The 19,416-nt window shown below is 40.0% G+C and carries 22 protein-coding genes, 1 pseudogene and 1 riboswitch; of the genes and pseudogenes, 7 read left to right on the plus strand and 16 right to left on the minus strand.

The features are described from left to right. Positions 1-6: 6 nt before the first annotated feature. Both J663_RS10445 and J663_RS10450 read right to left on the minus strand, forming a co-directional pair. Entirely contained in the window at positions 7-1,257 is a 1,251-nt protein-coding gene (locus tag J663_RS10445) for an acyl-CoA dehydrogenase family protein (RefSeq protein WP_033849550.1), read from the minus strand. 32 nt (positions 1,258-1,289) lie between these two features. Next, positions 1,290-2,537 (minus strand): SfnB family sulfur acquisition oxidoreductase, encoded by a 1,248-nt coding sequence (locus tag J663_RS10450; protein WP_033849552.1) that lies wholly within the window; start codon positions 2,535-2,537, stop codon positions 1,290-1,292. Between the two features lie 256 nt (positions 2,538-2,793). On the opposite strand from J663_RS10450, the gene J663_RS10455 reads away from it, so the two are divergent. The 3 genes from J663_RS10455 (at position 2,794) to J663_RS10465 (ending at position 5,034) form a co-directional block, all read left to right on the plus strand. After that, positions 2,794-4,092 (plus strand): ABC1 kinase family protein, encoded by a 1,299-nt coding sequence (locus J663_RS10455; protein ID WP_033849554.1) that lies wholly within the window; start codon positions 2,794-2,796, stop codon positions 4,090-4,092. A 101-nt stretch (positions 4,093-4,193) separates the two neighbouring features. Continuing rightward, the gene (locus J663_RS10460) at positions 4,194-4,448 is read left to right on the plus strand and encodes a type B 50S ribosomal protein L31 (RefSeq protein WP_002114896.1); all 255 of its coding nucleotides are present in this window, start codon (positions 4,194-4,196) and stop codon (positions 4,446-4,448) included. Positions 4,449-4,701: 253 nt separating this feature from the next. After that, a complete protein-coding gene (locus tag J663_RS10465) occupies positions 4,702-5,034 on the plus strand; it encodes a HopJ type III effector protein (RefSeq protein WP_033849557.1) in 333 nt (110 codons plus the stop codon). Positions 5,035-5,169: 135 nt separating this feature from the next. Here the strand turns inward: J663_RS10465 and J663_RS18920 are convergent. The 5 genes and pseudogenes from J663_RS18920 to J663_RS10485 form a co-directional block, all read right to left on the minus strand. After that, positions 5,170-5,296 (minus strand): annotated as a pseudogene (locus J663_RS18920) (hypothetical protein). Positions 5,297-5,462: 166 nt separating this feature from the next. Then, positions 5,463-5,843 carry a fluoride efflux transporter CrcB gene (gene crcB / locus J663_RS10470; protein ID WP_033849558.1) on the minus strand — a complete coding sequence of 127 codons (381 nt, stop codon included), beginning with the start codon at positions 5,841-5,843 and terminating at the stop codon, positions 5,463-5,465. A 124-nt stretch (positions 5,844-5,967) separates the two neighbouring features. Then, positions 5,968-6,034, minus strand: a riboswitch (Fluoride riboswitch). A 45-nt stretch (positions 6,035-6,079) separates the two neighbouring features. Further along, positions 6,080-6,490 (minus strand): GFA family protein, encoded by a 411-nt coding sequence (locus tag J663_RS10475; protein ID WP_014208261.1) that lies wholly within the window; start codon positions 6,488-6,490, stop codon positions 6,080-6,082. A 78-nt stretch (positions 6,491-6,568) separates the two neighbouring features. After that, positions 6,569-7,774, minus strand: a complete 1,206-nt coding sequence (locus tag J663_RS10480) for a TIGR03862 family flavoprotein (protein WP_033849561.1) — start codon at positions 7,772-7,774, stop codon at positions 6,569-6,571. Next, positions 7,764-8,402 (minus strand): SAM-dependent methyltransferase, encoded by a 639-nt coding sequence (locus J663_RS10485; protein ID WP_075383382.1) that lies wholly within the window; start codon positions 8,400-8,402, stop codon positions 7,764-7,766. Before J663_RS10485 ends, J663_RS10480 begins: the two co-directional genes overlap by 11 nt. Before the next feature lie 87 nt (positions 8,403-8,489). Between J663_RS10485 and J663_RS10490 the strand changes: the two genes are divergently transcribed. Continuing rightward, a complete protein-coding gene (locus tag J663_RS10490; RefSeq protein ID WP_002114956.1) occupies positions 8,490-8,684 on the plus strand; it encodes a DNA gyrase inhibitor YacG in 195 nt (64 codons plus the stop codon). Here J663_RS10490 and J663_RS10495 read toward each other — a convergent pair. From J663_RS10495 to J663_RS10515, 5 genes are all read right to left on the minus strand, one after another. Next, positions 8,681-9,325 carry an MBL fold metallo-hydrolase gene (locus tag J663_RS10495; protein ID WP_017385667.1) on the minus strand — a complete coding sequence of 215 codons (645 nt, stop codon included), beginning with the start codon at positions 9,323-9,325 and terminating at the stop codon, positions 8,681-8,683. The genes J663_RS10490 and J663_RS10495 overlap by 4 nt on opposite strands. 23 nt (positions 9,326-9,348) lie before the next feature. After that, entirely contained in the window at positions 9,349-10,365 is a 1,017-nt protein-coding gene (gene hemH, locus J663_RS10500; protein ID WP_033849566.1) for a ferrochelatase, read from the minus strand. A 73-nt stretch (positions 10,366-10,438) separates the two neighbouring features. Further along, positions 10,439-11,443: a DUF4062 domain-containing protein gene (locus J663_RS10505; RefSeq protein ID WP_033849569.1), complete on the minus strand. Its 1,005-nt coding sequence runs from the start codon at positions 11,441-11,443 to the stop codon at positions 10,439-10,441. 116 nt (positions 11,444-11,559) lie between these two features. Then, entirely contained in the window at positions 11,560-12,426 is an 867-nt protein-coding gene (gene murI / locus J663_RS10510) for a glutamate racemase (RefSeq protein WP_005804179.1), read from the minus strand. Positions 12,427-12,472: 46 nt separating this feature from the next. Next, entirely contained in the window at positions 12,473-13,084 is a 612-nt protein-coding gene (locus J663_RS10515) for a DUF1285 domain-containing protein (RefSeq protein WP_002114653.1), read from the minus strand. 187 nt (positions 13,085-13,271) lie between these two features. On the opposite strand from J663_RS10515, the gene J663_RS10520 reads away from it, so the two are divergent. After that, entirely contained in the window at positions 13,272-14,984 is a 1,713-nt protein-coding gene (locus J663_RS10520; RefSeq protein ID WP_033849572.1) for an electron transfer flavoprotein-ubiquinone oxidoreductase, read from the plus strand. Positions 14,985-15,070: 86 nt separating this feature from the next. On the opposite strand, the gene J663_RS19470 is transcribed toward J663_RS10520, so the two are convergent. Both J663_RS19470 and tusA read right to left on the minus strand, forming a co-directional pair. Beyond that, a complete protein-coding gene (locus J663_RS19470) occupies positions 15,071-15,451 on the minus strand; it encodes a hypothetical protein (RefSeq protein ID WP_032035414.1) in 381 nt (126 codons plus the stop codon). 132 nt (positions 15,452-15,583) lie between these two features. After that, complete coding sequence (gene tusA / locus J663_RS10530) at positions 15,584-15,841, minus strand: sulfurtransferase TusA (RefSeq protein ID WP_002053527.1); 258 nt, start codon at positions 15,839-15,841, stop codon at positions 15,584-15,586. 184 nt (positions 15,842-16,025) lie between these two features. On the opposite strand from tusA, the gene J663_RS10535 reads away from it, so the two are divergent. Next, entirely contained in the window at positions 16,026-16,865 is an 840-nt protein-coding gene (locus J663_RS10535; RefSeq protein ID WP_002114976.1) for an HlyC/CorC family transporter, read from the plus strand. After that, positions 16,862-18,421: an apolipoprotein N-acyltransferase gene (gene lnt, locus J663_RS10540; protein WP_017481975.1), complete on the plus strand. Its 1,560-nt coding sequence runs from the start codon at positions 16,862-16,864 to the stop codon at positions 18,419-18,421. The genes J663_RS10535 and lnt overlap by 4 nt, the downstream gene beginning before the upstream one ends. Before the next feature lies 1 nt (position 18,422). Here the strand turns inward: lnt and J663_RS10545 are convergent, their stop codons facing one another. Together J663_RS10545 and J663_RS10550 are read right to left on the minus strand one after the other, a co-directional pair. Further along, on the minus strand, positions 18,423-18,761 hold the full coding sequence (locus J663_RS10545) for a tRNA-binding protein (protein ID WP_005079284.1): 339 nt from the start codon (positions 18,759-18,761) through the stop codon (positions 18,423-18,425). Between the two features lie 145 nt (positions 18,762-18,906). Continuing rightward, positions 18,907-19,251: a hypothetical protein gene (locus tag J663_RS10550; protein WP_033849575.1), complete on the minus strand. Its 345-nt coding sequence runs from the start codon at positions 19,249-19,251 to the stop codon at positions 18,907-18,909. Positions 19,252-19,416: the final 165 nt, after the last annotated feature.

Raw genomic sequence — 19,416 nt, forward strand, 5'->3', positions numbered from 1 at the left:
TTTTCACTATGCAGACTTTGCCCGCGGGCTTGCTCCAATTTGCCAGACAAACGGTAAATCGGTCCGGTTAACTTCCCAATCTCCAATCACCTTTTCTTTATAGATGAGCGGATTATGTGAAGAGACCGTTCGTGCATTACGCCAGAAACGGTCGAGTTGTTTGACCTGACTACTTGCTGACGCGCCCAAAGCATTAAATAATTGGCTGGTTAAATCAAGCACTAGGTTAGAAATCACCACCTGCCCTTGCGCCGACTCAAGCTCTGCATCTACATTAAACTGATGTTCTTTTACCTCTAACTCACTAAAGTGACTTTCATAAGCCTTCTGTAATGCTTCAGCTGTTTTAATCGTAATTGCCAGACTTGCATAGGCTTGAGCAGAGGCTTTACCCACCACCTGTAAAACTTGTGGATCGTGACGAACAAGGTCGCCATTACCATGACTAAAAATACGTTTTCGCTCACGTATCTCCTGACTAAAAGTTTCTACTGCCGCATGTGCAATACCCGTTAAAGTTGCAAGATGGACGACCTGATAAAAAGCAGTTTGATATTTAAAACGCTGGTCAAATGGAATCAGGTGCGAAGCTGGTAAATGCACCTGATGTACTTTTAAAGTACCACTGCCCGTTGTCTTTTGACCAAAGCCATCCCAATCATCAATCACACTCACGCCTGTTTCATGACGATAAATAGCAGCAATCACATGGCGGTCATTTACTTCATCATAAGCAAATAAATCGATCCAGTCAGCAAAGATACTTCCTGTTGAATAGTACTTTTCTCCATTTACCACCAAGTTACCCGAAGCATCTTTGGTTACTCGTGTAACAACATCACCAATCTGTACATTTCCAACTTCGGTCCATGCATTCCCAACTAAATCACCTTGTACAAAACGCTGAAACCAAACCTCCTGCGAATGCTCTTTATGGGCAACTAAGCGGTCTTCAACAAAAGCAAAGTGTCCACGCAATGCTTGCACAATATTCGAATCTGCTTGCGCCAGTTCTGCTAAAAGCTGGAAAAGTTGCGGTAATGACACCCCATCTCCACCATACTTAACAGGTACACGTACTGCACCTAATTTGAGTTCTTTTAACCACTGAATCGGTTCAAAAGGCAAGATTCGTTCTTTTTCCCGTTGAATTGCACCTTGGGCAATTTTTTCAAAAACTAGACGAAATCTACTTGCTACCTTTTCATAATCGGCGCCTACTGATAGCTCTTCTAATTCAATTTGGGTAATTGTCATCTTTATTCTCCTAATCTTATTTTTTATTCACTTTAGCTCCATGCATGACGCGGTGGATGAACACCATTGAGGTAATAATTACCAACAATGTGATATTTCCAACGCACGGGATCATGCAAGGTGTGAGTGCGAGCATTACGCCAATGTCGGTCCAGATTAAGCTCAGACAAGGTCGATCGTGTTCCAGACAACTCAAAAAGCTTATTCGCTGCTAAAATCGCAACTTCTGTAGTGAGTACTTTTGCTTCAGCAACCAGTAATGTCGCTTGATTTACATGTTCTTCTGTCGTGTCGGCAATCGCTTGATCAATCGCATCTCCAGCCAAATCTAATACCGCTTCTGCTGCACGCAGTTTTATTTTTAAATCACCAATGTTTGCAATCGTATAGGGATCATCACTCGCTTTTTCTAAACCTGAATCGACCCATGCGCGGCTATGATTTTTGACATAGTGGATTGTTTCTTCAATTGCGCCACGTGCAATACCAGCGTCGACAGCAGCTTGAATAAATTGTGAAATTGCACCTGCCGGTGTAGGACGTTCGAAAGCCTGATAAATTGGAATTAGATATTCTTCACGTACTGGAACTTGATTAAGTTTAACGGTTCCACTGGCCGTGGTTCGTTGCCCAAAACCAGACCAGTCATTAATAATATTAACCCCTGAAGTTTCCCGAGGAACTAACGCTGCGTAAGGCTGCCCCTGTTCATTTACAGCGACAATGGGAACCCAATGTGCAAGCAATGCGCCTGTTGCAAAGAACTTCTTGCCATTAATTTCATAACCGTGCTCGGTCTTTCGTAATGTGGTAGTGAGGTCGGCCACCGTCTTGCTATGTTTTTCCGAAAAGGCATTACCAAAGCGAATCCCCCTCAACACTAAGTTAAAGAAAAACTGTTGTTGTTCTGGGCCTGCATCAAGGCGTAAATGCTCAATAAAAGCCAAATGGTTTTGAGGAAGCTGTGCAAGAGATGAATCAACGCTCGCAATTGTTTTGATGACCTCAGCCAAGGTTCGATATTTAACTTGGGCACCACCAAATTGCTTGGGAACCGTAATAGCCCATAAGCCACTTTGTGAGAACTGTTGAATTTCGTTTAGAGGTAAACGGCGCTCTCTGTCTCGTTCAGATGCTTCTTGTGCAAATTCTTGAGCAAGTTGTTTGGCAAGCTCAATTGCTTCTTCATCAGAACGAATAATATGCGCATCTTTTGACTGCTCAAACACAGATAAAGGAACCGCCTGCGACCGCCCATGGGCTGAACTTAAACTTGTCATAACTTTTGTTATCTCTATTTTTATTTAACCTGTTATTCACATTACCACCAAAAAAACAGGCACTTTATAGATATTAAAGCTTTGTTTATGAAATGGATTTTCACAAGCTTTTCATATTTTTTACTATAAAAATAACATTTTGTTTTCCGAAAATTTTCTTACATGAGATAAACAATTTCATATAGGCTTTTTAAGCTTTGTCACCTATGATCAAAACTAGGCAAAATTATGTTGTAGTCAATGAGGTATCGAAGATATGGCAAAGAATGCAAGTTCACCCGGCAAACGATTTATGAAACTTGCAGGAATGACCGCGAGCATTGCAACGAAAACCGTTTCTAACTCGATTCGAAACTTGACCGCAGACGAAGAGCAAAAGCTGGCTTCAAAAACCAAGTTATTTCAGGATATTGGTTTGCAAATTGCCGACACCTTAGGTGAAATGAAAGGTGCCGTCATGAAGGTCGGCCAAATTGCTTCGCAATATAAAGATATTTTTCCACCCGAGGTCGCTAAAGCAATTTCTAAGTTACAGCGCCAAGCTCCCCCTATGCCCTTTGCTGCTATTCAACAACAAGTTGAACGTGAACTTGGAAAGCCGCTGCATGTTGCCTTTAAATCTTTTGATCAAGAACCTTTTGCAGCTGCTTCAATTGGACAAGTTCACAAAGCTGTCCTGCCAAGTGGTGAACAAGTCGTGGTTAAGGTGCAATATCCAGGTGTTGATGAAGCCTGTGAAAGTGACTTAAAACAAGTACGTTTGGCACTTCGTTTAATGGGGGTGCTTAAAATTGATAAAAAGCTACAAGATCAGCTTTTTGCAGAGATTCAAGATAGTCTGTCAGCAGAGCTTAACTATGAAATCGAAGCTCAAAACCTTGAAGTTTTCAAAACATTCCATAGTCAGTTAGATGACAAAATTATCATTCCGACCGTTTATAAAGATTACTCTTCAAGACGCATTTTAACCTTGAGTCTCGAACAAGGTGACAGCATTGAAACTGCTAGCGCTTGGCCTATTGAAATTCGAAATACCATTGGACGCCGCTTGATTCGTGCTTTAGGTCAGGAAATGTTCTTTTTAAAACGTTTTCACTGTGACCCTCATCCAGGTAACTTTGCTTTCCGCCAAGATGGCAGTGTCATTATTTATGACTATGGCAGTGTTAAAACGCTTTCAAATGAAATCGTGCAGCACTTTAAACGCTTAGTAAATGCAGCTCGCCATGAAAATATCGATTTGATCGAAACAGAATTATTTGAACTACATTCACTTGCTGAAAAAGGCAAATTCCCGAGTGATCTATATAAACTCTGGATTGAAGTATTATTACGTCCGCTTACCACTACTTATGATTTCGCCGAAAACTCATCACACCATGATGGCATGTTACTTGTGAAAAAATCTTTGAAGTATTGGGATGTCTTTAAACCCTCACCAGATACTTTAATGGTCAACAGAACCATTTCAGGGCATTACTGGAACCTGATTCACTTAAAAGTTCATGACAATCTAAACGATCTATTTGAAGAGCTTGTACCGCCTTCTAACTAACTTAATTTACTGATCAATGTAGCCTTTTATGGGGTACATTGACTTTTTAATTGTTATGTTATAACATTTCTTTAATCAAAAATAATTTAGGACAATCTCTCATGCGTAAAGATATTCATCCTGCTTATCAACAAGTGTTATTTCATGACACCAATGCAGACGTGTACTTCTTAATTGGTAGTACTCTTCAGTCTAAACAAACCAAAGAGTATCAAGGGAAAGTCTACCCTTATGTCACTCTTGATATTTCAAGTGCATCACACCCTTTCTACACAGGTGAAGTACGTCAAGCAAGTAATGAAGGCCGTGTAGCAAGCTTCAATAAACGCTTCGCTCGCTTTAATCGTAAGAGTTAATCTTGCGTTAAGATTCGACCAATAAACTTAAATCATTGGAAGCCTAAGACTATCTCCTCCACTTAGGCTTCTTTTTTTATGTGCATTTTTTCGATCATTTCTAAACTGTGTATAAAAGAAAACTTATCCACAAGTTGCCTAAAAACTCTTCTGATTTTTTTTTCATAACCCCCTCAATTTTTATAACTACCAAGCTTTCAAAGCATGTATTCAATGCTATGCTTAAGCCCCATTTGATAGGAAGTTTAAGATTATGGCACAAGAGTTACTTGCCCAATTACAAGCAGGCACAGCAAAATTTTCAGACGTTTTAGCTCATATTGAAGCACGTTACCAACATACTCCAACGGCTTTTCAAAATGGTGTACAGCATAACGCTGCTACTGAAAATCAAGGCAGTGCAAAAGTTTTCTCTTTTGCCAAGTTACAAGGTTTAGACCAAGCACAAACTTTAAGTTTATTTGCAGAGCACTACGCATCTGTATTAGCTACCCCAGAGGGAACTGATCATCAAAATATTCGTCAGTTTATGCAAAATGGTTGGGATGGTGTGAAGTTTGAAGGGCAAGCTTTAACTGAAAGGTAATTAATAATTTGTGAATACACGACGGAGTCTTACCGTTTATTCTCAAATGAAAGTAGCTAATTCTGTTACTTTGGTTTTGCCCAAAGTAACCAAAGGCATTTGTCATCAACAGAACCTGTTCCCTGTTTACACTTATCAACTATCTTGCAAAAACAATATATAGCTGATTTCAGCCAGGCTGTTGATGACTTTAACGCGTATCAAATCCCAAGAATAAATCAGTTGTTTTTAATTCTTCATTTACTATCGTGACAAGCGGCATGGATGCCGCTGTTTTGCTGTGCTACATGGATGTAGCATCAGCGAAACAAAAGATTTTTGCTTACTTTTGATCTTTCAAAAGTAAGGTATGCCTATACAAATGGTATTGGAGAACATCTTAAAACGGAGGCCGTACCGCATATCTCGCTCCTTAAACATCCGAATAATCAGTTGCCCGCTACCCAATAATAAGTCGCCACCCCCAAACACGTAAAAATTAAAGACCCAATTAAATGGATAGAAATCCCCAACATCGCCATTCCCAACTTACCGCTTTGTAATAAAGTGACGATCTCAATCGAGAAAGTTGAAAACGTAGTTAAAGCACCACAAAAACCAGTAATCACAAAAAGCTTATAATTCGGACTTAAATCACTTTGAGCAAAATAGGCAATTGCAAAGCCAATAATAAAGCCACCCACTAAATTAACAGTCACTGTACCAAGTGGAATTTGCGGATAAATCGGGTTGAGTTTTAAACCTAAAAACCAACGCAGCCATGCCCCTAGAACTGAGCCTAAAGCAATTGAAAGTAGAGAGTAATACATAGGACCACCCCTTTAGATAGACGCTAAAAGAGCAAAAAATAATGAAGAGAAATATGACACAGCGTACTCCAAAAATAAGCAAAGTACGCAATAACCTACGTACCCAGCGATATAAATACATGAGGGTAACGTAGGCATCATTAGCCAATACGGCGGTTTTTCAAGGGAGGAATGCCATCTCCCTGTTTTAAGTATATTAGATCATCTTGAATTTGATTTAAACATACTTTTTAAAATCATGGACGTTCATCGTATTGCGGTAAATTGTCACAAATACTTTCCCATTCAGCCTTAGAAGCAGCAAATATATGCATTGTCGGCTTTTGGTCTAGTGGTGTATCAAGTGTCCCAATTCTTAAGCGGTATAATTCAGGCTGAGCATCACGAGAACTAATCAAAGGTGAACCACATTCGCTACAAAACCAGCGGTACACACCGTTCACAGCAAATTTTTTGACTAGGTCTTCACCTTGGGTAATTTTAAAATCTGTACTGTTGATAGGAGCATTCGTTGCAAATGCTGTTCCATTAGCTTTTCGGCATCTTTGACAGTGACACTGAATAATATCTCCGATATCGCCCTTAATTTCATAGCGAATACCCTGGCATAAACAACTTCCTTGATAAACTGGTGAAGCTTGAGACATGTTCTCGTAAATCCTATTATTATTGATCGCTCAAAAATAACACTTTTCACCTATCAAACATAGCATCAAATTATCCTGTTATTTCTCTAAGAATGAATGCACGCCTTCACCAGCCGCTCGCCCTGTAGCAAAGCATGCTGTAAGTAAATATCCACCTGTAGGAGCATCCCAATCCAGCATTTCACCACAACAGAATACACCTGAAGTTTGTTTAAGCTCTAAGCTTTCAGTTAGTGCATTCTGCTTAACACCACCAGCACAGCTAATCGCTTCTTCAATGGGTCTAAACCCTTCTAGCTTAATTTGGAGCGCTTTGATGCGCTGAGCCATAGCCTCTGGTTGGTTCCATAGTGCTTTATCAACCACTTCTCGAATTAAGTTAATCTTGGTCGTGTCTAAGCCTGCTTTACGCCAGATATTGGTGAGCGATTGTTTTTTGCTAGCCTGTAATTTTTTAACTAACTGTGACAACTCTACATCAGGCAATAAATCTAAAAACAAATTTAAGCTTTGCCCTTGTTTTTGTTGTTCTCGTAAAGCACGTCCAAGTTTATAAATAACACCACTTTCTAAGCCATAGTGAGTAATCACAATATCACCATGAGTAACTTGGCTGGGTTCAACCCACGCATTGATACGTTTTAAAGGTTCACCAAAACAGCTTTCCATAAAAGCTGACCAAGCGTGCAATACTCCTGCATTACTCGCTTGAAAAGGTTCAATATTGGATTGATCCATCCATTGCTGCCAAGCACCATCACTCCCTAATTGTGTCCAAGACACAGCACCACAAGCCAATACGACCGCATCGTATTGCTGGGTAAAGGTTTCAGTGCTTTGGTTATTTTGGTTTTCTAAAGTCACCGTTGTGCCTTGTAAATTAATACAACGATAACGATAAAAGAATTTAACCTGCTGTTCTGCCAAACGTTTTAGCCAAGCACGTAACAGAGGGGCTGCTTTCATTTCGACAGGAAAAATGCGACCTGAGGTGCCAACGTAGGATTCTATTCCCAGATTTTTCATCCAGCTTTGAATCCAGACTGCATCCCATTTTTCAACCCATGGTTTGAGCCATTCTGCATGGTCATAGCGCTCAATAAACTGCGCTAATGGTTCAGCATGCGAGATGTTTAACCCAGTTTTCCCTGCCATTAGAAACTTACGCGCAGCTGAAGGCTTTTGCTCGTATACATCAATATCATAAGCATATTGGCTCAGTACCTCAGCTGCCATTAAACCAGCCGGACCCGCACCAATAATGGCAACCCGCTTATTCGCCATGCACTTGACCTTGTAATGGGGCAAACTCATCAAAACGTGTGCTGTAACCTTCAGGTTTAGTGATCACAAGCTGTTGGCAAAGTTCTCCACGTTCTAAATACTTAATTTCAAAATGAGTACGTGCAGATGTTTGAGCAATTTTTTCTTTTTGATAAGGCAGCTTCCAAACCTTAATTAATTGTTGTTCAGCTTCTTCAATATATTCAGGGATATTACTTGCCAAAGTAATGGTTCCACCTGTTTGCAGGCGAGAAATTAAGAATTCAAAAAATGGCATATTCAACCAGCGCTGTGCTGGATTATGTGGTTCTGGATTTGGGTAGAGAATAAAGAAATGTTCAACTTGAGCAGGATGTAGTGCATGTACCACCCACGGTAAAGCATCTGCATGCACAGGGATTAAATTATCTCTTGGTTCCAGACCGTGCTGTTTTTGCATTGCCAAGAATTTTTCTCGGGTTCGTTCAATTGCATACAATGTGTGCTGCGGCTGTTGCCCGCTAAAAAGCAAAGCATGTTTACCCTTGCCCGCTCCAATTTCTACACAAATTGGGGTATTTTCAATTGGGGTAAAATCGCGAGGCGCTTGCATACGTTGTGCTTGAAATTGACGAATCTGCATAATCACATCAAACTAAATAAAAATCGGTATAAGTCTAACAAGTCACCTGACTTTTGCCTAATCTATTTCTCTTCACTTTGAGGATATCGCTTTATGCCACGTACATTCCCCTGCCCACGTTGTGGTGAACCAAGTGTTTGGGAAGGTAACGAATTTCGTCCATTTTGCTCTGAACGCTGTAAATTAATTGATTTAGGTGCGTGGGCAAATGATGAATATAGACTGCCTACCCAAGATGCGCCTCAGCATAACAAGGGTAGTCAAAATGAAGATGATTACGAAGATTAACCTGCTTTACCCGCGACAAACGGGTTAAATTGTTTTTCATAGCCAATGGTACTCATTGGACCATGCCCAGAAATAAACTGAGTATCATCTGGCAAACTAAAACACTCTCGTTTAATCGATTCAATCAACTGATCATGGTTTCCACGCGGGAAGTCTGTTCTGCCAATTGAGCCTTTAAACAAGACATCACCAGTCCAAAGCAAGCCATGATTTTTATTATAGAAAATAACATGTCCTGGTGTATGACCTGGGGCAAAACGTACCTCAAACTCATCTTCACCCAGTTTTAGCACTTCACCCCCCTCAAGCCATTGATCGACCTTAACAGGCTGTGGAATTGGAAAACCATAACGTGCTGAAACTTCCTGAATCATATCTAGCCAGAACTGATCTTCTTTATGGGGACCAATAACTGGAACGCTCCATTCTTTGGCAAGTTCACCCACCGCTCCAGCATGGTCTAAATGTCCGTGAGTGAGCCAAAGAGCTTTCACTTTTAAACCTAAGGCTTCTACTTCTTTTTTCAAAACCGAAGCGTCACCACCCGCATCAATCAAAACTGCTTCTTTGGTTTCACTGTCCCAAACAAGAGAACAATTTTGGGCAAATGCAGTAACTGGAACAATTTTGACTTGCAGCATAAGAACCTCTGGCTAAAACGCAATTAACGGTGGGCTAAGGTATGGGTAAGGGCATCAAGATTAGCCTGAACTAACCCTGCAAGCAAATCAATATGAGCTTGATCGCTATTTAAAGCAGGAATATAAGCATAGCTACCACCCCCCGCCTCTTGAAACAACTCAGCATTTTGTATGGCCAACTCTTCAAGTGTTTCCAAGCAATCAGCAGAAAAAGCTGGGCTTAATACCTGTACTGACTTAACGCCTTGCTTCGCCCAATCTTGTAAAAGTTGGTCTGTATAAGGCTTAACCCACTCTTGTTTCCCAAAACGTGACTGGAAGCTAATTGCCCATTCATCATCTTTTAAATGCAAAGCTTCAGCGACTAACTTTGCAGTAATGCGACAACGGTCTGCATACGGATCGCCTTTGTCTGCATACGGCTGTGGAATACCGTGAAATGACATCAACAGTTTTTCAGGCTTACCATGTTGCTCTTGATAAGCTAAAACACTTTCTGCCAATGCCTGAATAAACATTGGATGCTGATAGTAGTCTTTGATAATTGTTAGACCTGGCAAGTTTCGCTGGGCTGGAATCCACTTGGCAAATGCATCGTATAGCGGTGCTGTAGAAGTGGCTGAATATTGAGGAAATAAAGGCAATAGAATGACATGCTCTTGTGGGTTAGCTGCCAGTTTTTCTAAAACTGCATCAATGCCTGGATTACCATAGGTCATCGCCGGTATCACGGTTAAATCAAACTGATTATTTTCTCGCTGCAAATAAGCCTGAATACGTTGAGTTTGCTCAAACACAATTTCACGCATGGGCGAATCTTTTGACCATACCGAAGCATAGGCATGTGCTACCCTTTTTGGGCGAAAAGGTAAAACAAACAGATTTAAAATAATCCACCAAATGAATTTCGGTATTTCAATTACACGTGAATCAGATAAAAACTGCTTTAGAAAACGGCGAACCGCAGGAACAGTGGCCTCATCCGGTGTACCTAAATTCGCTAAAATGACTGTGACTTTCGGTTTTTGTTCAAACGACATGTGTAAATGCCTTTCAATTCATCTTATGTCACTAATGTAACAGCTTTTATTGTCATATATAAATTGAATCGCTCTAAGCTTTTAATCGAATGCCCCGATGATTCCATTTATAGCTAAGTAATAACTTTTGAGCTTTAGCTGTGACTTTCCATAAGCTATAGGATTGTTCAGTTTGAGTTGGAACAATCCAGCCCTGTGACTGCATTTGCTTTTTGATCCGAAACAATGCGTTATGGTTAATCTGAGCGCAGGCAACAGCATGAGCACGAGGTAACTCCTGACGAGCATCTTCTAGGCCAGCCTGATTCAGATATTCATTTAAACATGTCCCAAAATTCTCTTCTGGTGTCGCTGTTTCAAACTGCTTTGCCAATATACTTAACAGCTGAGACCAAGTCATTTGTCGTTGTCGTTTCAACTCTTTAAAATTGCCATCCTGAAATGCTTGAATTTGATATTCAAATGCAAAAATATCTTGAGGAGCAACTTCGTTTACTTGAGCTGATGACTCTGTTAATTGCTGTTCTAACTGTAAAATTTTACTTTTTAATAGCTTAATTTCATCTTCTAAGTGATGAGCCTGATGAGCAGGCACCCAACCTTGTCCGATATGCTGCTCCATGATTAAAGGCATATTTAAACGGACAGCCAGCTCTAGTTCACGTGGAGTTTTAAAGTAAAAAATATGATTTACATCAAGTAGTAACTTTTTTCTAAATGCGAGAAATTTATCTTTAAGCTGTGGATGTGTTTCTTGTAAATGTATTTCACGGCTTTCGGGCTGCTCATGCATGAACACAATAATGGGTTTAGCCTGACTTAATGCATATTCATACTCTAAAGATAAATAACTCACACCAGAAATCGACTGCTCTCCATACTGGCTGCCTAAAAGTAGGATTACATAATCACATTCATCAATTTGTCGACGTGCAAGCGTAGTGGTGAGGGGTGTTCGTTGTTCTAATCCCCAAGCAAAGAAACCCATCCCTACCAAGGTTTGAGACAAAACCATTCGCTCTGGCTGCATATCGCGGCCAGACGTTGAAATAAAAATCTGATAGCGTGTATCGAGCATAACAATACCCTTTCGCCCCATGATCTGTCAGTGACTTAATATCAGCCAAGATCATGAACCGCCCCAAATAAAATAATAAATCTAAAAAACACTACTTTCTAAATGATGCTAAAAGATCAGTTCAGATTATGAAGTGTCCAAGTTAACTCTTGTGGAATCATATGTTGTAAAACAGGTTGCAGTGCCTCAGCATTATTACCGCTGACATAACATTCAATACGTGCAACATTCTGACCTATTTGGTCACATAATAACTCATTTTTTATTAAAATACGGGCTGTTTGTCGGGCAACTGCCAATCCAGAATCAACCAGTGTGAATTGATTATCAAAAAGATGATGAATTGCTTGATTTAAGAAAGGATAATGCGTGCAACCGAGCACTAAATAGTCGGCACCTTGCTCAGCGGCGGGCTGTAAAACTTCTTTTAATGCCTTTAAACATGCCTCACCCATTTGCTGGCCTGCCTCGACACAGGGAACAAGTTCAAGGCTAGTTAAAGTCATCACCTTAACGCCTGCTGGAACAGCAAACTTCTCGACTACATCTTTAATAAGCTGGCCGCGAAAAGTAGCAGGCGTTGCCAAAACAGCAACCACTTTAGAACGAGTCTGTAATACAGCAGGTTTTAATGCTGGAACCAATCCAACAATTGGAAAGTGTTCTCCATAATGCTCACGCAAATGATCAAGGCTAAATGCGGAAGCCGTATTGCAAGCTACGACTGCAATTTTACAGCCTTGACGATATAGCCAATCGACTGCTCGAGCCGTGAGTTCCCTGATTTCTTCATCAGAGCGAGGACCATAAGGCACGTAGGCAGTATCGGCATAATACACAATACGTTCATTTGGTAAATATTTGGCAATTTCTGCTGCAACTGACATTCCTCCAATTCCCGAATCAAAAATACCAATTGGGGCATCTGCTGATGCTTTAGGCATAGGTTCTAGCTCGGAAAATAAAGGTTGTATGGCGGTCATAGCTGTACTGAAGTGTCAGAAAATTTCACTCCCTAAAGCTTAAACCTCAAGTGCCTAATTGCAAGAGCAAATTACCACTTTTTAGCTCTAAAATAGTTTCACCTTTATCGTTTTCAATCAGTGTTCCATAGTTCACCAAATGATAGAAAGCCTGACGTTGAATCAGCGCATTAATCCCAAAACGGACATGCACATAAGGACGCAACTCTCCTGCATATTCACGCATAAAAATAGGATGTTCTGCATCAACCAAAATTACATCTTGGTTCGTGGTGGTCAGTTGTAAAAACTGCTCACCTGAAATTTCGACCTGATCTGCCTGATTGACTAATAAAGGTTCATCTTCAACTTCGATTTCAATTTGTTCTACAGGGGTTTTCAGGTAGAATTTGCCTTCTTCTTTCCATAGGACTTTGGTAAACAGATCTAATAGAGCTTGGCGCTTGATTAATTGACCTTCGTGCCACCATTCTCCATTGGATTTCACTGTCAAATCCATTTTGCCGCAATGCTTTGGATGCCACTGCTCTAAAGGTGGAATTGACCTTTTGTGACTTTGCTGTACACCTTTTAAGTATTGTGCAATGTTCATTAAGTTTTTATCATCAGATAACGGTATTTTTCCCATATCCGATGGTGAATTATTTTGATTTACCATAGTTTATGCCTTGCTGACGAAAAAATGTTACGACTCAGCCAATTGGCTAGATCATGGTTTAAAACTATACTAGCCCAAACGATAAAAGGCACAATAGCATATTTGCGCCTATGGATTAAAACACTCACGGCAGCACCGAATTATCTGAATATGACGGTTGCCACCTTTAAGTATTGAGGAGTCCTACATGGAACACATCGAACGTGAATCGATGGAGTTTGACGTTGTCATCGTAGGTGCAGGACCTGCAGGTCTATCTGCTGCGATTAAGATCCGTCAATTAGCGATTGAAAAAAACTTAACCGATCTTTCTGTTTGTGTAGTTGAAAAAGGCTCTGAAGTAGGTGCGCATATCTTGTCTGGTGCTGTGCTTGAGCCACGTGCCATCAATGAACTTTTCCCGAACTGGAAAGATGAAGGCGCACCTCTTAATGTCCCTGTAACTGAAGACAAAACTTTCTTCTTACTTTCAGACACCACTTCTAAAGAAGTACCTCACTGGATGGTTCCTAAAACCATGCACAACGACGGTAACTATGTGATCTCTTTAGGTAATGTGGTTCGCTGGTTAGGTCAAAAAGCTGAAGAGTTAGAAGTTTCTATCTTCCCTGGCTTTGCTGCATCTGAAGTGCTTTATCATGAAGACGGTACTGTAAAAGGTATTCAAACAGGTGACATGGGTATTGGTAAAGATGGCGAACCAACGCATAACTTTACTCCAGGCTATGAACTTCACGCGAAATATACCCTCTTCGCTGAAGGTTGCCGTGGTCACTTAGGTAAACGCCTAATTGCGAAATACAACCTTGATAAAGATGCTGATCCTCAGCACTACGGTATCGGGATCAAAGAGCTTTGGGAAATTGACCCAGCAAAACACAAACCGGGCTTAGTCATGCACGGTGCAGGTTGGCCTTTAGCAGAAACAGCTTCTTCAGGTGGCTGGTGGTTATACCACGCTGAAAACAACCAAGTGACTTTGGGTATGATTGTGGACTTGTCTTATGAAAATCCACACATGTATCCTTTTATGGAAATGCAGCGCTGGAAAACTCACCCACTGATTAAACAGTATTTAGAAGGTGGTAAACGTATTTCTTACGGCGCACGTGCGGTAGTGAAAGGCGGTTTCAACTCATTGCCTAAATTAACTTTCCCGGGCGGTTGCTTGATTGGTGATGATGCAGGTTTCTTAAACTTTGCAAAAATCAAAGGCTCACACACTGCTATGAAATCAGGCATGTTATGTGGTGAAGCTGTATTTGAAGCGATTGCTGCGGGTGTAGAAAAAGGCGGTGATCTTGCGATTGCACGTGTTACTGAAGGCGAAGATTTATTCGTTAAAGAATTAACTTCATACACTGACAAATTTAACAACAGCTGGTTAAAAGAAGAGCTTTATAACTCTCGTAACTTTGGCCCAGCAATGCATAAATTTGGTCAATGGATGGGTGGTGCATTTAACTTTATCGACCAGAATGTCTTTAAAGTGCCATTCACTTTACATGACTTGAAGCAAGACTTTGCTGCATTGAAAACTGTTGATGCAACAAGCTTTAAGCCAAACTATCCAAAACCAGATGGCAAACTTACATTTGACCGTTTATCTTCAGTATTTATCTCAAACACTGTACATGAAGAAAACCAGCCAGCTCACTTGAAGCTTACTGATCCTTCAATTCCAGTGAATGTGAACTTACCGAAATGGGATGAGCCTGCACAGCGCTACTGCCCTGCTGGTGTTTATGAAATCATGGAAAATGATGATGGTTCTAAACGCTTTCAGATTAACGCAGCGAACTGTGTTCACTGTAAGACCTGTGATATTAAAGACCCATCTCAAAACATTACGTGGGTAACGCCTGAAGGCGGCGGTGGTCCGAATTACCCTAACATGTAATTCCTTGCGCCGCTTTAGCCGCGGCTCATATCCTAATATGTAATAAAAAAGCCCCGATTATTCGGGGCTTTTTTATTAGTATCCGCTTATTGAAAAGGCGGTATTTTTGCTACGTTTAAATTAAAATTCTTTTTATAGAAAATAAATGTGCCTAATAAAAATAAGCCGAGAAAACCAAAGTTCCGCGCTAAATCGTAGTACCAAACCGATTTACCAAATAATAAATCAAGAATTAACATCAGCCCGAGAAACCTTGTATGCAAGATCAAACTCATCTTTATCTTTGGTTCAGGAGCAAAATATGTATTTCTATAACCGAGTAGAATTGAACCTAAAATAATAAGAATAGATATAATAATGATAGCAACAGTTTCAGATAGCCAAGAGATCTCTAAATGTAATAAACCAGCAATAGTGAAAAACCAAAGACAGATTAATAAGCTTCTTTTCACAAAATAATCATTCATTTTTATACGTCATTTATATACTTAATTTTATAAATTATATAACGATTCTTATTTGTAAAAAATTATCATTTCAAATTAAAGTTGAATTATTCATGGCTTCTAATCATCTTTATTAGAAGCCTTATTATTCTATTAACCTTTCTTCACTAAGTAATGAAATTCTTTATGACCATTTTCATCTAAGCGTTCTTCTTGTAACAACAACTCATGGCCTAAATGCATACAAAACTTAGGGATATCCCACGAGGTCGAATTATCAGTTGCGAAGACTTCAACCACATCCCCAGACTTAGATTTGCGGATGGCTTGATGCAACATCATGACAGGTTCCGGACAACGTAAACCACGCGTATTGAGTTGTACAGTAGGTGAAATGGGTTGCTCTGACATAACAAACTCGAACAAATAGAATTTTCACATTTTAGCATAAACAAATTACTGAGCTGTTAACTGTAACTGGCTTTTACATAACAATATACGTTTTGTCTTTTAGCTTGTTTTATAGATGCATAAGCATCTTTTCTTCGGTATGATCTGTGTATTCATTTGATACATTGAGTCTTTAGGAAAGATCATGCAAGAGGAACCAAGTCCGTCGTGGGGAATGCGAGGCTTACGAAAATGGTTAGGTACAGCGCCAGAAACCCGTGATGAATTATTAAAATTAGTCCAAAATTCACGCCGCTTTTTAGAACCAGATACTGTTGCTATGCTTGAAGGCGTTCTTGACCTTCCAGCTACAAAAATTCGTGAAGTCATGACGCCACGAACAGCAATGATCAGTTTACAAGAAGATGATCAATTACTTGATATTCTTGATGTACTGGTTGAGTCTGCTCACTCACGCTTTCCAGTCTTCTCTGCCGATCAGCCAGACAATGTTGTCGGGATTTTGCTCGCAAAAGATTTGTTGCCGTTTCTAACTGAACCGAATACCAAAGTTGATATTCGAGTTCTTATGCGCCAACCGTTGTTTGTTCCTGAAAGTGCACGTTCCGATCAGGTACTGCGCATGTTAAAACATACTCAGACTCACATTGCGATTGTGATTGATGAATATGGTTCAACAGCCGGTCTTGTTACGCTTGAAGATATTCTTGAAGAGATCGTTGGCGAAATTGAAGATGAGCACGACACGGTCGATGAAGATGCTCAGTACATTGTTCCTGACAATGACCATACGGTAGCAAATGCATGGATGGTGCAAGCACTTACACCAATCGAACATTTCAATACTGTTTTAGATGCTGATTTTTCTGACGATGAAGTAGAAACTGTCGGCGGTTTATTGCTTCAAGAGATTGGTCTAGTAAGTGATTTACAAGGTCAAACTGTTGAGCTTGGAAATTGGTTATTTACAATTGTTGAAGCAGATGCCCGCACTATTCATCTGATTCGAGCTGTACGTCAATGAGAGCATACTTTGAAAAGCTGTTAGATTCTTCGCAACAACAAAAACAGCTTCCTTTAATTTTTCCTTTACTCATTGCTTTATTTTCAGGTGCCGTGTTCAGTTTTTCACTGGCACCTTATTATTGGTGGTGGTTGGCAATTTTATCCCCAGCCCTACTCTATGCAACATTACATAAGCGCTCAGCTAAACAAGCCTTTGCTATTGGTTGGAGCTATGGCTTCGGCTTATGGTTTGTAGGCGCTTTCTGGCTCTATACTTCCATCCATGTATATGGCGATACCAATGCATTTCTAAGCGTATGTATGATCGCTATTATGGCCCTTGTGATGGGTCTATTTACGGCATTTCAGACATGGGTTTACCGACGATTCTTTCCTGAAACGCCACTTACTTTTGCCCCGCTCTGGATTGTTTTCGAGTGGGCAAAAACTTGGGTATTTACAGGTTTCCCATGGTTATTTGTAGGTTACGCTTTTACTGAACGCTTACTCGATGGTTATGCACCGCTATTTGGTATTTATGCAATTTCCTTCGTCGTCATTGTATTAGCATGTGCCTTAGTCGAAGTTCTTCGTAAACGTATTTTCTGGGTTATCCCTTCTGTCCTGTTAGTTTTGGGTGCATGGGGAGCATCGTATATTCAGTTTGTACAACCTAAAGCTGCTAAACCACTTAGCGTTTCGCTCATTCAAGGTAACATTCCACAAGATTTAAAATGGCTAACCGAATATCAAGTTAGAACATTAGAAATTTATGCTGGTTTGACACAATCTGAATGGGGCCGTGACCTGATTGTATGGCCTGAGTCTTCAATTCCGCTCTTCCAAACCGACATTGAACCGTTTTTGGATGCAATGGATGCACAAGCGAAAAAGAATCATACAGCTTGGGTAACCGGAATTCCCTACTGGGATGTTGCGAAATCACATCAAGTTGGTAGCCCACTGTATTACAACAGTATTATGGCCTCTGGTAGTGATTCAAGTGGACTCTATAAAAAGCAGCGTCTTGTTCCATTTGGTGAATATATTCCGCTGTCAGGTTTGCTTTCTTGGGTTTTACCAGCCATGCAAAATGATATTAGCATGAGCGGTTTTACACGTGGTGAGAGTGACCAAAAACCACTTTTAATTAAAGGACATGCGCTTGCTGCTGCAATTTGTTATGAAGTGGCTTACCCGAACCTAACACGTCGTAATGCAGAAGATAGCGACTTTTTGGTGACTGTATCGAATGATGCTTGGTTTACGGGTACTGCTGGGCCTTGGCAACATTTACAAATGGTGCAGATGCGCGCGAAAGAAAATGGCCGCTGGTTTATTCGTGCAACCAACACAGGTGTAACAGCGTTTATTGATCAAAATGGTCATATCACTGAACAAGCACCAATCGATAAAGAGTTTGTCTTGAGAGGCGATTTACCTGCTATGCAAGGCCAAACTCTTTATAACCGTTTAGGTGATTATCCAATTTTAGGATTCGCGGTCTTACTGCTGATTTTAGGTTGGGTTTATCGTCCGCGTAAAGTTGACGTTTCTTTTAAATCTCGTCGCTAAATCATAATAACTTTGTACCCAGAGGAACTTCAAACTCTGGGATACAAAGTGCGACATCACCATCTGCGTTATGAAACCCTGTCACCAAACATTCCGACTGAATAGGCCCTATTTGTTTTTTAGGGAAATTCACTACAGCAACGACTAATTTACCCACCAAATCTTGTGGTTGATAGAGCTTGGTAATTTGTGCACTTGATTTACGCACTCCCAACTCTTCACCAAAATCTACATGCAAAATATAAGCAGGTTTACGTGCCTTTTCAAAAACCTCGGCTTGAATAATTTTACCAACGCGAAGCTCTACTTTTAAAAAATCATTCCAATCGATTTGTTCCATTTCATATTTCTCATTTTCTTAAATTGCTGATTTGAAGCATATAATATGTACAAATGAAGAAACATCCTGTTTTTAAGTCCAGTTAAAAAATAAAACGTAGATGTTTAGTCTACGTTTTATCTAAAAATTTGTTTTTAAAATATTATTAAAAAGCAATCGATAGTTGCAGAGATAAATATGCAACTAAACTCGATAAAAAGACCATGGGTACATAACGGTAAGCTTTAAAAAGTAATTGTTCATATTGAGTAGAGATTTGTTTAGCTTGCCAGACGCTCGCTTTTAATGCAGTAAAGAAGCTCACCATTAACCATGCACTCACAATACTTAATGCGAAGAAACCAATCATGATTTGGCTACTTCCCTCTGTACTCAGCCATAACTTTAATGACACTTCAGCAATCGGCAATAAACCCAAAATCAATAGGACAGACTTGAGCATTACCCAATGAAACTGAGTCAGTTCATCTAATATGAGAAATGCTTTCATTTAATCTCTCCTTTTAATTGAATAAAGTGCTTTTTAGTTATTATGCAAAGCTTTCATTTAAATATATAGCTTATTTTTCTCTACATTTTAACTTTCTTGTAACCATTAAATATGGGAATAATTCTTATTATAAATATCAAATATTGATATTAACTTTAATTTATA

This window comes from Acinetobacter sp. 826659, from assembly GCF_000588515.1.
Lineage (GTDB): Bacteria > Pseudomonadota > Gammaproteobacteria > Pseudomonadales > Moraxellaceae > Acinetobacter > Acinetobacter pittii.